This window comes from Amycolatopsis endophytica, from assembly GCF_013410405.1.
GTDB lineage: Bacteria > Actinomycetota > Actinomycetes > Mycobacteriales > Pseudonocardiaceae > Amycolatopsis_E > Amycolatopsis_E endophytica.
Window position 1 is genome coordinate 706,188 of the sequence record NZ_JACCFK010000002.1, and the last position, 13,224, is coordinate 719,411.

11 protein-coding genes and 4 tRNA genes are annotated in these 13,224 nt (G+C 70.7%); 5 read left to right on the forward strand and 10 right to left on the reverse strand.

Features of this window, described 5'->3' with window-relative positions; all coding sequences use genetic code 11:
- Positions 1-17: 17 nt before the first annotated feature.
- The 8 genes from HNR02_RS29035 to HNR02_RS29070 all read right to left on the reverse strand — a co-directional run bounded on the left by HNR02_RS29035 (position 18) and on the right by HNR02_RS29070 (position 9,131).
- On the reverse strand, positions 18-1,043 hold the full coding sequence (locus tag HNR02_RS29035; protein WP_179776841.1) for an NAD-dependent epimerase/dehydratase family protein: 1,026 nt from the start codon (positions 1,041-1,043) through the stop codon (positions 18-20).
- Complete coding sequence (locus HNR02_RS29040) at positions 1,043-1,846, reverse strand: glycosyltransferase family protein (protein WP_179776842.1); 804 nt, start codon at positions 1,844-1,846, stop codon at positions 1,043-1,045. Before HNR02_RS29040 ends, HNR02_RS29035 begins: the two co-directional genes overlap by 1 nt.
- Positions 1,846-3,120, reverse strand: coding sequence for a class I SAM-dependent methyltransferase (locus tag HNR02_RS29045; RefSeq protein ID WP_179776843.1), 1,275 nt, complete (start codon positions 3,118-3,120; stop codon positions 1,846-1,848). The genes HNR02_RS29040 and HNR02_RS29045 overlap by 1 nt, the downstream gene beginning before the upstream one ends.
- A gap of 215 nt (positions 3,121-3,335) precedes the next feature.
- On the reverse strand, positions 3,336-4,406 hold the full coding sequence (locus HNR02_RS36615; protein ID WP_179776844.1) for a class I SAM-dependent methyltransferase: 1,071 nt from the start codon (positions 4,404-4,406) through the stop codon (positions 3,336-3,338).
- Positions 4,403-5,068 (reverse strand): PIG-L deacetylase family protein, encoded by a 666-nt coding sequence (locus tag HNR02_RS29055; protein WP_179777912.1) that lies wholly within the window; start codon positions 5,066-5,068, stop codon positions 4,403-4,405. Before HNR02_RS29055 ends, HNR02_RS36615 begins: the two co-directional genes overlap by 4 nt.
- Positions 5,069-5,084: 16 nt before the next feature.
- Entirely contained in the window at positions 5,085-6,608 is a 1,524-nt protein-coding gene (locus tag HNR02_RS29060) for a sugar transferase (protein WP_179776845.1), read from the reverse strand.
- 1,401 nt (positions 6,609-8,009) lie between these two features.
- Complete coding sequence (locus HNR02_RS29065; protein ID WP_312861206.1) at positions 8,010-8,729, reverse strand: IclR family transcriptional regulator; 720 nt, start codon at positions 8,727-8,729, stop codon at positions 8,010-8,012.
- A gap of 330 nt (positions 8,730-9,059) precedes the next feature.
- Positions 9,060-9,131: transfer RNA gene (locus HNR02_RS29070), tRNA-Val, on the reverse strand.
- A gap of 385 nt (positions 9,132-9,516) precedes the next feature.
- Here HNR02_RS29070 and HNR02_RS29075 point away from each other — a divergent pair.
- The 5 genes from HNR02_RS29075 (at position 9,517) to HNR02_RS29095 (ending at position 11,067) form a co-directional block, all read left to right on the forward strand.
- The gene (locus tag HNR02_RS29075; protein WP_017987927.1) at positions 9,517-9,942 is read left to right on the forward strand and encodes an SsgA family sporulation/cell division regulator; all 426 of its coding nucleotides are present in this window, start codon (positions 9,517-9,519) and stop codon (positions 9,940-9,942) included.
- A 109-nt stretch (positions 9,943-10,051) separates the two neighbouring features.
- A tRNA-Gly gene (locus HNR02_RS29080) sits at positions 10,052-10,124 on the forward strand.
- A 24-nt stretch (positions 10,125-10,148) separates the two neighbouring features.
- Positions 10,149-10,219: transfer RNA gene (locus HNR02_RS29085), tRNA-Cys, on the forward strand.
- Position 10,220: 1 nt separating this feature from the next.
- Positions 10,221-10,295: transfer RNA gene (locus HNR02_RS29090), tRNA-Val, on the forward strand.
- Between the two features lie 253 nt (positions 10,296-10,548).
- Complete coding sequence (locus HNR02_RS29095) at positions 10,549-11,067, forward strand: hypothetical protein (RefSeq protein ID WP_179776847.1); 519 nt, start codon at positions 10,549-10,551, stop codon at positions 11,065-11,067.
- A 55-nt stretch (positions 11,068-11,122) separates the two neighbouring features.
- Here the strand turns inward: HNR02_RS29095 and HNR02_RS29100 are convergent, their stop codons facing one another.
- Both HNR02_RS29100 and HNR02_RS29105 read right to left on the reverse strand, forming a co-directional pair.
- Positions 11,123-12,139 (reverse strand): FecCD family ABC transporter permease, encoded by a 1,017-nt coding sequence (locus HNR02_RS29100; protein ID WP_179776848.1) that lies wholly within the window; start codon positions 12,137-12,139, stop codon positions 11,123-11,125.
- Entirely contained in the window at positions 12,136-13,170 is a 1,035-nt protein-coding gene (locus HNR02_RS29105; RefSeq protein ID WP_179776849.1) for a FecCD family ABC transporter permease, read from the reverse strand. Before HNR02_RS29105 ends, HNR02_RS29100 begins: the two co-directional genes overlap by 4 nt.
- Positions 13,171-13,224: the final 54 nt, after the last annotated feature.

The following is a 13,224-nucleotide window of genomic DNA, read 5'->3' on the forward strand; positions in this document are numbered from 1 at the left end:
GACGCGTGGCCCTGCGGTCAGGTTCGGTGTCTTCGCAGATCGGCCGCCAGCGCACCGGCGGCCTGTTCGGACTTGAGCCAGGCCAGGCGCGTGTAGCGCTGGGTGAAGGCGTCCATGGTCAGGCCGTGGCGGGTGTAGTGCGCGGCCAGTTCCCTCGCACCGGCTTCGACGGTCCAGACCGCGTCGTAGCCGGGAAGCGCTTCCCGGATGCGGGAGAAGTCCACCCGGTAGGAGCGGGGGTCCGGGCCTGCCTCGCCGGTGATCAGCAGCTCCGAGCCCGGTACGGCGGTGACCACCGACTCGGCGATCTGGCGCACGGTCAGGTTGTTGGCCTCGGTGCCGACGTTGAAGGCCCGGTCGTGGACGGCTGCGGCGGGCGCGGTCAGCGCCGCCGCGAAGGCCGTCGCGATGTCGTGCGCGTGGACCAGCGGCCGCCACGGCGTGCCGTCGGAGAGCACCCGCACCTGTCCGGTCAGCACGGCGTGGCCGACCAGGTTGTTGAGCACGATGTCGGCGCGCAGTCGCGGCGAGAAACCGAAGGCGGTGGCGTTGCGCAGGTACACCGGGCTGAACCCGTCGCCCGCGAGGTCGTGCAGATCGTCCTCGACCCGGACCTTCGACTCCGCGTACGGGGTGACCGGCCGCAGCGGCGCGTCCTCGGTCACCAGGTCCTCCCCCGCCGCGCCGTAGACCGAGCAGGTGGAGGCGTAGAGGAACCGCGACACCCCGGCGTCCTTGGCGAGCTTGGCCAGCTGCACCGACGCGGTGTGGTTGATCTCGTAGGTCAGCTCCGGGGCGAGCGCGCCCAGCGGGTCGTTGGACAGCGCGGCCAGGTGGACCACCGCGTCCACTCCGGACAGCCGGTCCGCGGTGACGTCGCGCAGGTCGCCCGGTGCGCCCGGCGGGTCGTCCGGGTCCGGCCCGAGCACGCACGCCGCGAACAGGCCGGAGTCCAGGCCGAGCACCTCGTGCCCGGCCTCGCGCAGCACGGGTGCCATCACCGAGCCGAGGTAGCCCTGGTGGCCGGTCAGCAGGACGCGCATCATCGCACCCCCGCCGGAAGCGTGGACGGGTGTTCCCACAGCATCCAGGGCCGCGCTCCGCTTTCGTAGGCCGCGTCGAGCGCGGCCCGTTCCTTGAACGTGTCGGCCGGCTGCCAGAACCCGCGGTAGGGGTGGGCGATCAGCCGGTCCTTCTCGGCCAGCGCGCCGCACCCGTCCTCGACCAGATCGCCGTTCTCCGGGATGTGGTCGAAGATTTCCTGCCGCAGCACGAAGTACCCGGCGTTCTCCCACAGCGGCAGGCGGGCGGCCGACCTGATCCCGGAGACCCGGTTGGTGCCGTCGCGGAACTCGACGCAGTGGAACGAGGACTGCGGCGGCACCACCATCATCGACGCCCCGGCGTCGGAGGCGGCCAGGTTGTCGACCATGACGTCGAGCGGGGCGTCGGTGAGCACGTCGGCGTAGTTGGCGAGGAACATCTCCTCCCCCTCGACGTGCTCGCGGACCCGGCGCAGCCGCTCACCGATCGGCGATTCGATGCCGGTGTGCACGAAGGTGATCGACCAGTCGCTGATGTCGGTGGACAGCAGCTCCACCTCACCGCCGCGCAGCACGAAGTCGTTGGACGCCGTTTCGGTGTAGGACAGGAAGAAGTCCTTGATGTGCCGCGCGCCGTAGCCCAGGCACAGGACGAACTCGGTGTGCCCGAAGTGGGCGTAGTAGCGCATCACGTGCCACAGCAGCGGACGCGGTCCGACCAGCTGCATCGGCTTGGGGACGTCGTCGGCGGGGCCGTTGCGCATGCGCATCCCGTAGCCGCCGCAGAAGAGCACGACCTTCATCAGTTCACCTCGACAGCTTGCAGCGCGGGCGTTGGCGGGCAGACGACCTCCAGCTCCGGGATCGCGAACACGAGCCGGCCGCCCCAGTCCGCGATGTAGCTCAGCTGTTCGGCCAGCTCGGCGCGCAGGTTCCACGGCAGCACCAGCACGTAGTCCGGCCGGTCGCGTGCGATCCGTTCGGGCGCCAGGACCGGGATGCGGGTGCCGGGGGTGAACCGGCCGTGCTTGTACGGGTTTCGGTCCACTGTGTACTCCAGCAGGTCGGGCCGGATGCCGCAGTGGTTGAGCAGGGTGTTGCCCTTGCCCGGAGCACCGTAACCGACCACGCGCTCGCCGCGGCGCTTCGCCTGGATCAGGAACTCCAGCAGCGCCAGCCGGACCCCCTCGACGCGCTGGGCGAAACCGGCGTAGCCGGACAGCTCGTGCAGCCCGGCCGCGCGCTCCCGCTCCAGCACCGCCGCGACGCGCGGCGACGGCTCACCCGCGACGCCCTCGGGCCGCGCCCACACGCGGATCGAGCCGCCGTGCGTGCCGAGCAGCTCGACGTCGGTGACCGTCAGCCCCGCGGTCGCCAGGGCGCGGCGCGCCGAAAGGAGCGTGTAGTACTGGAAATGCTCGTGGTAGATCGTGTCGTACTGGGTCAGTTCGACGAGGCTGAGCAGGTGCTGCACCTCGATCGAGATCCAGCCGTCGTCGGCGACGAGCGCGCGCAGCCCCTTCGTGAAACCCAGCAAGTCCGGGATGTGGGCGTAGACGTTGTTGGCCACCACCAGATCCGCCGGGCCGTGCTCGGCGCGGACCGCGGCGCCGGTCTCCGCGGTCAGGAACTCGGTCAGCGTCGGCACCCCGGCCTCGCGCGCCGCGGCGCCCACGTTGACCGACGGCTCGATGCCCAGGCAGCGCACGCCGCGCGCGACGACATTGCGCAGCAGGTAGCCGTCGTTGCTGGCGACCTCGACCACGAAGGAGCCCGCGCCAAGGCCCAGGCGCTCCGCCACGGTGTCCACGTAGTCCTCCGCGTGCGCGAGCCACGAGGAGGAGAACGACGAGAAGTAGGCGTACTCGGTGAACGTGCGCGCCGGGTCGATCAGGGGCGGCAGCTGGGCCAGCAGGCACTCCGGGCAGACCCGCAGGTGCAGCGGGTAGGCCGGTTCCGGCGCGTCGAGCTCGTCCGGCGCGAGGAACGACTCGCACGGCGGGCTCGCGCCGAGGTCGACGACGCTCCGCAGGTCCGGCGAACCGCACAGGCGGCAGGACAGCGGATCGGCTGGCATGTGGCGGTTGCTCCCCTGTGATTGAACCACCCCGTCCCGTAACGGGGCTCCCATCACCGTGACTATAGGGATGGCGCTGACCAGCGTTACGCGTAACCGGGTGATCAGAGCGGCCCAATCGGGTGATCAATCACACTCTCTGTAGTTGCGGACATCACGAAAAGTCACTAGTAAGAGATCATCTTCATGTTCTGACCGGTTTAAGAGGTTCAGACCTATCCCGTGATCCACTCGCAGTGTTCCCCGTCGAGCTGGGGGAAGGCAGCCCGCACTTCGGTCTCCAGATCGGGAACGAACAGCAGGACAGCGCGCGGGATCGGGTGGGTGAGGGCCTCCGGACCGACCACCGGTATCCGGGTACCGGGCATACGCCGACCGCGTTTCGCCGGGGAGATGTCGACGATCTCGGGCAACAGATCGATATCGATCCCGGCACGGCGCAGTAATACAACGGCGCGCGAGGCCGCACCGTAGCCGACGACCCGCTCTCCGGCGTGCTCACGCAGGCGCGCTCGCACCCGGTCGCACCCCGCCTCGACCAGCCGGCCCAGTCCGGCGACGACCGGGATCGAACCGGCTCCCGCGCTCCGCTCGGCGGCGGCGAGTTCGGTCGTCGCCCCGTCCGCACTCAGCTCGCGCCCGAGTTCGAGCAGCACCGTGCCGCCGTAGAGGTCGAAGGTCCAGCTGCGCCCGGGACGCAGCCCGGCCGACGCCGCGAGCGTGATCGCCGCCGGGGTCGAGTAATAGGCGAAATGCCCGTGCCGCAAGGCGTTCCACTGTCCCTGCCGGACGATCGAGGCCAGCGAGTGGAACTGCATCAGCAGCACGCCGCCGGGCGCCAGGCGGTCCGCGCGCCGGGCCATCGCCGCGCGCTGGTCCGCCTCGTGCATCAGGCCGAAGCTGTCGATCACGACGTCGGCCGGCGCGTCCCCGGCGTCGCGCATCCCGGCGGCGCGCAGCAGCGGCAGCCACGATCCGCCGTGCGGGCTACCGAACTCGGCCACCGTCGCGCCCGCACGCACGATCCCGGCGCGGGCCAACCGGGCCACCGCGTCCGCCGCCTGGTCGGTCAGCGCCTTCGGCTCGACCCCGGCCGGTTCCTCGACGGTGCCCGGATCCTCGGCCAGCTGCGCCAGCGCGCACCGCGCGCACATCCACATCCGCAGGGGCCACACCGGGTCCGGACCCGGATCGGCGGCGGGCGGGAAGAGATCACAGGGCGGCTGGTCCCCCAGATCGAGCACGATCTCGCCGTCGGCCCCGCCGCACGCCCGGCACGTGATCACCGCGCCCCCTCGGCGAGCGTGAGCGCGAGCTTGTCGACGTAGAAGCCCTCGGCGTAGCGGGTGTGCTGCTGCACGCCGCGCAGCCGGGCCAGGCCGAGGAACGCGTCACGGGTGTACCAGTCCCGGCCGTGCTGCGACGGGTAGTGCTTGGCCAGCAGGTCGGCCTTGGCCTCGGCGACCTCGTCGGTCAGCGGCTGGTACACCGTGGGCTGCCCGAGGTCGCCGTCCCACTTGAGGATTTCGTAGCCGAGGACCGGCTGGTCACGGAACACGGTGGGGGCGATCTCGGCGAGCAGCCGGTGGTCCTGGTGGCGGTCGCCGGGCTGCGGGGCGAACACCAGGTCCGGCACGATCCGGCCGCGCAGCGCGGTGACGGCGTCCTTGACCGCGTCCCAGTGCGCGGGCAGGCGCCCGTCGGGCAGGTCCAGCACGGTCAGCTCCACGTGGGCCGGGGCGCAGAACTCCGCCAGCGCGGCCCGTTCCTCGTCGGCGCGCTCCGTGCCGCCGCCGGAGAGGACGAGCGCGTGCACCGCGAGACCGGGCCGCCCCGCACACAGCGTGAGCAGCGCGCCGCCGGCACCGATGGCGAGATCGTCGCAGTGGGCGCCGAGCAACGCGACGGCGGTGAGGTCGGGAAAGGAGACAGCCTGCACGCCGGGCAGCGTGCCAGAGACCGCGTCAGTACGCTCCGCGGCCTCCGGCGACGGCGCGGAAGGTCTTCCACAGGATGGCCATGTCCAGTGCCAGCGACCAGTCCTCGACGTAGCGCAGGTCGAGCCGGACGCTCTCCTCCCAGGACAGGTCGCTGCGGCCGCTGACCTGCCACAGGCCGGTCATGCCGGGTTTGACGAGCAGTTTGCGGCGGGCGGCGCGCTCGTAGTTCTCGGTTTCGGCGGGCAGCGGCGGGCGCGGCCCGACGAGCGACATGGTGCCGCTCAGGACGTTGAACAGCTGCGGCAGCTCGTCGAGCGAGTAGCGGCGCAGCACCGCGCCGACGCGGGTGACGCGCGGATCGCGGCGGATCTTGAACAGCGGCCCCGAGCCCTCGTTGTCACCGAGGAGGCCGCCGCGCATCCGGTCCGCGTCGACGACCATGGTGCGGAACTTGACCATGGTGAACGTGCGGCCGTCGCGGCCAACGCGCGGTTGCCGGAAGAAGACCGGCCCCCGGTCGTTGAGCTTGATCAGCGCGGCGATCGCGAGCAGCACCGGCGCCCCCAGGGCGAGCATGGCGGCCGCGCCGAGGCGGTCGACGATGTCCTTGACCACGCGGCGCCCGCCGGTGAACGTCGGCGCCGACACGCGCAGCAGCGGCATGCCCAGGACTCCGGAGACGTTGAGCCGTGGCCCGGCGATGTCCATCAGGACCGGTGCGACGACGAGTTCGGCGCCGGTGCCTTCGAGGTCCCAGGCGAGCCGCTGCAGCCGCCCGGGTGTCCAATGCGGATCGGAGGTGACGGCGACGACGCGGTAGCCGCCGCGGCGGACCTGCTCGGCGAGCTCGTCGAGTCGCCCGGCCACCGCGATGCCGCCGATCTCCCCGGTGCCGCGCTCCCCCTGGCCGGTGGCCGTGCAGACGGCCGACACCTGCCAGCCGACGTGCGATTCGGAACGGGTGCGCTGGATCAGGTCCCGAAGGGTGCGGGGCGATCCGGCGGCGATCACGGAATGCATGCACTCGCCGGCGCGCCGCTGGCGGTGCAGCACCTGCCGCAGCGCGTACCGCAGCGGGAACGTGATCAGCGCGACGCACGGTACGGCGTAGAAGACCCACGGCTGCACGTCGAGCGCGCCGAAGAGCAGTCCCGCGAGCGCGACGACCACCGCGGCCGCCACCAGGCTGCGGCCGAGGCGGCGGAATTCTTCGGTCCCCTCGCCGAGGACGTGCTGGCTCCACGCGCGGTTCACTGGCAGCGAGGCGAGGATCGCGAACGCCGTGCCCGAGGCGTGCAGGAAGTAGGGCCGCCCGGTGAGGTCGAGGACCAGCAGTGCGCCGCTCACGATCACCACCAGTGTGGCGATCACGTCCGCCAGGATCACGTACCCGCGGTACCGGGATTCCCACGGCTGGGCGGCGGCGCGTGGGGTCGCCTTCTCCCCCGGGCCGACGGCGTGCAGCCGGGCGTGGCCGGACGGGCCTCGCGTCTCGGAGCCCAGCACCGGCTCCCCCACCGGGACAGGCTTGCGCACCGGCTCTTCCATCCGACCTCCCGCGACGACGTCCGGCTTGGTGCCGACGCGCCCCGAACACGCCGACGATTACTGTACGTAACCGTGCTCCCGTGGCCACCACGCCCGCCAGGGGTGGCGCCTGCCCTGGAATCGGTGTCGTCCGAAGCGGTGTTACAAGCCACTTCCCGGAAAACACCGCGTCGGCCGAACCTCCCGCGGCCACGGTTCGATCACAACGAGGTGACGGATTGCACTCGTTGCTCAGCCCCAAACAACTACTACGGGTAGCCAGTGAATTGACCACTTCAGCCCACGTTTTACTCAGTGAAATGCCAAAGCTAAATTTGCCCCGTTCGGGGCATTGCCGAGCCGCCACCCGGCCCGCGAGGATTGCTCCCGCCGCACGGGTTTCGTTTCCTTCCCCGCGCGGCAGCCAGCTGTAGGAGCACAGCCATTGACACGGCCGCGGCTGGCCCCAGGGAACCTCGGCGCACTTTTTTCAGTAGCCCCTCCCCGGTGCGCCGAGGTTCCCTCCCCGCGCCTCTCTCCCTGCACTGACGAGACTTCGCGCACGAGAACGCAGAACTCGCGCACACGTTCGGCGAGTCCCACACTCCGGCGGGCAGTTCCACACTCAGCACACCGAACCCCGCGCTCGCCAACCGCGCCCGGCAACGCAACGCGACCAGCGCCGAACCACACCCCTCCCGCAACCCGATCCCCAGCTACATCGGTTGCCGAGCCATCGGGTCAAGCCACGCTTTCCCGGCTTGACACGATGTCTGGGCAACCGAACACTGAAAGATCGGGTTCGGGAGGCCCAAAACGCCGGGCGCGCCAGCGCCCAGGCGCCAGGGCGTAGCGAAGCGAAGCCCGGCGCCCTCAGCCGCGCGCAGCGCCAAAGCGCGCGCAGCGCAGAACCCGCGTAACGAGAGCGGCACTCGTGACCGCAGACTTCGCACCCGCAACCGCAGACTTCGCGCACGAGAACGCAGAACTCGCGCACACGTTCGGCGAGTCCCCCTTCCGGACACCGAGTCCCACACTCGCACGCCACGCACGCGCGAAACCGCCACCCGGCAACGAAACACGCCCAGCCTCCCGAACCACCCCTCTCCCGCAACCCGATCCCCAGCCAACTCGGTTGCCGGGCCATCGAGTCAAGCCACGCTTTCCCGGCTTGACGCGATGTCTGGGCAACCGAACACTGAAAGATCGGGTTCGGGAGGACCCAACGCCGGGGCGCGCCAGCGCCCACGGCCCGGGGCGTAGCGAAGCGAAGCCGGTGCCCTGGATACGCGCGTAGCGCAGAACCCCAGCCACGCAGCGCAAACCCGCGCAGCACCAACCCCCGCAGAGAACCCGCGTAGAGAAACCTCAGCCAGAGAACCCGCGCGGAAGAACCCCACGCGCCACCCCAGCAGCGACGGCTCACAAACCCCCGGCAGGCTTCGTGGCCAGCTCCTCCGCGATCCGCCGCAGCGCTTTGGCCGCCGCCCCGACATCCCGATGCGGAAACCGCGCCATAGGAGCACTCAAACTGATCGCCGCAGGCAGATTCGTCCCCACCAGTGGAACGGCAACACACCGCCCGTCCGCCTCGTTCTCCCCATCATCCAACGCATAACCAACAGTCCGGATCTTGTCCAGCTCGGTCAAATAGTCCTCGACGGTCACGATCGTGTGCTCCGTACGCGGTGGCATCCCGGACCGGTCCAGGAGTTCGCGCACGCGCCGTTCGGGCAGGTGCGCCGCGATCGCCTTGCCCAGTGCGGTGGAGTGCAGCGGGTCACGGTCGCCACGGGAAGCGGCCAGGCGCACGCCGCGACGGCTCTCGATGATGTCGATGTAGATGATGTGATCGCTGTCGAGCAGCCCGAGGTTGGCTGTCTCGCCGAACTCGTCGCGGACGCTTTCCAGCCACGGCCGCACCCGTTCGCGCAGCAACTCCAGGTGCCGGGACTGCATGCCGAGGAACCCGAGCCCGAGCCGGCACAGGCCGGTTTCCTCGTCACGTTCGACATAGCGGTGGGCTTCCAGCGTCCAGAGGTAGCGGTAGGCCGACGATTTCGGCATTCCCGTGGCTTCGACCACCTCGTTGAGCGTGATCCCGTCCACGGACTCCTGCAGGAGGTCGAGGATGGCGCACACGCGGTCGACGGCGCGCAGTGAGTAGTCGCGATCTTCGGTGGGTGTCCCATCCGGGGGAGGTTCGTCGGAGTTCCGGTGCGGCGACAGCGAACTCACCTCGTTTCAGCAGCAGGAGTGAGCGTTTCATGTTACCGCGAACACGCTGCTTTTCGCACTGAACCCACGGGACCAGGCGGCTGACGAGGAAGGGGTGACGGCCGTCTCCCGCGTCGGAGTGACGTGGGCCCATGACCGGAATGAAACGACAAGACCCCAGGTTGGAAGCCGTGGGACTGGTTGAAAGTCCTGGCTCGTGCCTGGGGCCGGTTCCGCGGTGGCGGAGACAATCGGTGGGCGATACTGGGATCGAACCAGTGACCTCTTCGGTGTGAACGAAGCGCTCTCCCGCTGAGCTAATCGCCCCCGTCCGTACGAGGAAGAACTCTAGCGGACGGCCCGCCGGGGACTGCAAATGGGTGGTCTTTGGGCCGCACGCTGCGGATACGACCCGATACGCTGCGGAGAAGCCCGAGGTGATCGTGCCCGCACCCGGCGGGGACGCGATCCAGGTCACGTGCCAGGCTGCGAAGCCGAACTGTCCTGCCGACGTTGTACCGAGCAGTATGTGTGGGTAGACGATCAGCGAGGCCGGTCCCGCACGCCGGTACCGCGCGAGCAACGGGTGAGAGTTTTTCGCGACCCGTCCGGGTGAAGCCGGGCGGAACCGCGAATCGAGACGGCGGGTTCGTGCGTCTCACACCCGGACGCTCGGCCGAGCGGGCCGTGAAGGGAGACGAAAGGTAAGACGATGCGTAACGACCACGTGACGCTCCGCTCCACAGCGGTGTTCGACCTCCTCGCGCCGCGTGCTCCGGCCGTGCCCGTGAAGGTCGAGCTGCGCTATGACACCCGCGATCCCTACGCCGTCGTCGCGGCGTTCCGCACCGGCCGCGCGGGCTGGGTCGAGTGGGTCTACGCCCGCGACCTGCTCGCCGACGGGCTGCTCGCCGAGGCAGGGGACGGCGACGTCCGCATCCGCCCGTCGGTCGAGGACCCCGAGTCGGTGATGATCGAACTGAACTCGCCGTCCGGGCACGCGGTGTTCGAGGCGTCGGCGCAGGAACTCGCCGACTTCCTGGACCGCACCTACGACGTGGTGCTGCCGGGCAACGAGCATCTGTGGATCGACATGGACGATGCCCTGACCCACCTGATCCCCAACGACCTTGGATAGCACCCGCACGGGGGGTGCGGAACAGCCACCCCCCTGCGCCCGGACGTGACGGGGTCGGATATTGTTTTCACACACCACGGCGACGGGGTCACACCCGGAGTCACGGTAGGCGGACGTAGCGCAGCTGGTAGCGCATCACCTTGCCAAGGTGAGGGTCGCGGGTTCGAATCCCGTCGTCCGCTCGGAGGAGCCCACTCGGGCCCGTCGGTGGAGTGGCCGAGAGGCGAGGCAACGGCCTGCAAAGCCGTGTACACGGGTTCGAATCCCGTCTCCACCTCGCGCGATTAGCTCAGCGGGAGAGCGCTACCTTGACACGGTAGAGGTCACTGGTTCAATCCCAGTATCGCGCACCATCTTCTTCCAGCACCACACCCAGCCCGGTTCTCGGTCACGAGAGCCGGGCTTTCGTGACTACGAGGGACCTCCGCCGGCAAGCCGGGCAGCCGAGGCGCCTCCTCGCCTCCCGCTCACGGCGACCTTCCTGTGGCCGTCCCGGCGTGAGGGGCGTCATGAGCGCTGTGACGTGGGGCAAAACGCGGCCGATGGGGGCGGTGCGGGCTGTTAGCGTCCGGGGACTGTCCTTGTTGTCCCGGAAGGTGCACGCTCGTGTCCGCCGACCTGTCGTCCGTCATCGCGGCCACCGCGCAGTGGCTGTTGCGCGCCTATCCGCCGGAGCGGGGTCCGCTGAGCGGCGCCCTCGCCGAGGCGCAGTGCCGCCAGGCCGCGACGGTCGCCGCGTGGCTGCGGTACCCGACCGAGCTGGACGCCGGACTGCTGGACGTCGTCGGTCCCGGCGGCTCGGGGCGTCTGGACTGGCTGACGGGCGTCGACGTGGCACCGGATGAGGACGCGGCGTGGCGGACCTGGGTCGACGAGGTGGTGGCCAGCTGGGCCGCGTGCCTGCTCGCCGACCGGGCCCTGGCGGTGACGGCGACCGCGACGGTCACCGGCTCGGTCCACGCGGGTGGCCTGGCGCCCGACTTCCGCCGCCTCACCGACCCCGACGGGCGCGACCACCGCGCCGCCGTCCTGCTGCGCCACCCCGATCTGCTGGCCCCGGTCGCCGACCTGCACCGGGCCGACCTGCTGACCCGGCTGGGCACCCCGAGGGCCGAAGCCGCCTGACCCGCCCGGCCGGGCGATCGTCGGTGTGGACTTCCGGCGGGGCACGGGCGGGCGGTCATTGTTTGAGCGGCGCGCGCCGTCCCACCAGCCAGGCCAGGTAGATCCCGCCGAGGAGGCCGGTCACCACGCCCACTGGCAGCAGGTGACCGGTCGCGCGGGCGGCGGCGATGTCGGACGCCTGCAACAGCACCGCGCCGACCAGCGCCGAGGGCACCAGCGGCCGGGTTCCGGAGCGGCAGAGGATCTTCGCCAGATGCGGAGCCGCCAGCGAGACGAACGCGACCGGGCCCGCGGCGGTCACGGCGGTGCTGATCAGCGCGATGCCCAGCGCCAGCAGGACGAATCGTTCGCCCTCGACGCGCAGGCCCAGTCCGCGGGCGCGTTCGTCGCCCATTTCGATCATCCGCAGTGCCGGGCCGCGGCTGATCGTGAGCGGCACCAGCACCGCCACGGCGACCGCCACCGGCACGACGTGGCTCCACCCGCGGCCGTCCAGGCTGCCGATCAGCCAGTTCGCCGCGGACTTGGCGTCGTAGAAGTCGGCGCGGGAGATCATCAGCGAGTTCACCGCGAGCAGGATCGCGTTGACGCCGATGCCGACCAGGATCAGGCGGCTGGGCCGCAGGCCGTGGTTGTAGGACACGGCGTAGATGACCGCCGCCGAGATCACGCCCCCGGCGAGCGCGCCGAACCAGGTGGGCAGCGCGAGCGGGCCGAGCACGGTCAGCGACAGCAGGGCGCCGGTGGCCGACCCGGTGGTGAAGCCGAGGATCTCGGGACTGCCCAGCGGATTGCGGGTCAGGCTCTGGAAGACCGCGCCCGCGGTGCCCAGCGCCATCCCGACGCCGATCGCGGTCAGCGCGCGGGGCATCTGCCAGTCGTAGACGATCGCCTCGTCGCTGATGCTGCCCTGCCCGGCCAGTGTGTTCAGCACCGCGCCCGGCGTCATCACGTGGTTGCCCGGCCACAGCGCGACCAGCCACAACCCGATCACCAACAGCGCCAGCACCACGCCGACGACCGTCGACCGCCGCTCGACGCGGACGGACCACTCCCGCACCCGAACCGTCACAGCTCCGTCAGTCTCCTCCGCCGCGCGATCAGGACGAACACCGGACCGCCGAGCACCGCGCACATGATCGCCACCTGGATCTCCCCGCCGGGCAGCAGCACCCGGCCGATGATGTCGGCGACCAGCACCAGTGTCGGCGCGAACACGATCGAGTAAGGCAGCAGCAGCCGGTGGTCCGGTCCGGTGAAGGCGCGGATCAGGTGCGGCACGGTGAGGCCGACGAACGCGATCGGCCCGGCGGCCGCCGTGGTCGCCCCGCACAGCACGGCCACGACCACCACGCCGAGGACCCGCGTGCGGCCCACCTTCGACCCCAGGGCGGTGCCCGCGTCCTCCCCCAGCGCCAGCGCGTTGAGCGGCGCCGCCAGCAGCAGCGCGCCGAGCAGCCCCGCGATGGCGAATGGCAGGACCTGCCAGACGACGGTGGCGTTCGGGACGTTGAGCGACCCGACGATCCAGGACCGGTACTGCGCGAACGACGCGGAATCGAAGTAGACGAACGCGTTGGTGAAGGCGGTCAGCGCGGCACTCACCGCCGTGCCGGCCAGCGCGAGCCGCAGTGGCGCCGTTCCGGTGCCCGCGCGGGCGCCGAGCACGAACGTCACCGCGGAGGCGACCGCGGCGCCGAGGAGGCCGAACCAGACGTAGCCGGTGAAGGCGTCCAGCCCGAACAGGCTGACGACCGCGACCACGCACGCCGCGGCACCGGCGTTGACGCCGAAGATGCCCGGATCGGCCAGCGGGTTGCGGGTCAGCGTCTGCATGACGACACCGGCCACGGCCAGTGAAGCCCCGGCGATCACGCCCAGGATGGTGCGGGGCACGCGCATCGAGTGCACGACGGTCGAGTCGTACCCGCCGTCGCCCGACCACAGCAGGTGCCACGCTCCCGCGAAGCTCAGGTCGCCGGAACCGGTGCCGATGCTCAGCACCACGACGGCGAGCAGCAGGACGAGCCCGGCCGCGAGGACGAGCACGTGACGCCCCGCCCGGAACCGGATCCGGGCCGTGGCCTCCGCCACGTCGGTCATCGCCCCCTCCCCTTCCCACGCGATCAGGTGAAGGTTAGCCTTCCCTAATACCGG

Excerpts from the sequence above, each read along its gene's own strand:
- HNR02_RS29075 (WP_017987927.1), top strand. The coding sequence starts at position 9,517 with ATGCGTAACGACCACGTGACGCTCCGCTCCACAGCGGTGTTCGACCTC.
- HNR02_RS29105 (WP_179776849.1), bottom strand. The coding sequence starts at position 13,170 with ATGACCGACGTGGCGGAGGCCACGGCCCGGATCCGGTTCCGGGCGGGG.
- HNR02_RS29040 (WP_179776842.1), bottom strand. The coding sequence starts at position 1,846 with ATGAAGGTCGTGCTCTTCTGCGGCGGCTACGGGATGCGCATGCGCAAC.
- HNR02_RS29035 (WP_179776841.1), bottom strand. The coding sequence starts at position 1,043 with ATGCGCGTCCTGCTGACCGGCCACCAGGGCTACCTCGGCTCGGTGATG.
- HNR02_RS29045 (WP_179776843.1), bottom strand. The coding sequence starts at position 3,120 with ATGCCAGCCGATCCGCTGTCCTGCCGCCTGTGCGGTTCGCCGGACCTG.
- HNR02_RS29060 (WP_179776845.1), bottom strand. The coding sequence starts at position 6,608 with ATGGAAGAGCCGGTGCGCAAGCCTGTCCCGGTGGGGGAGCCGGTGCTG.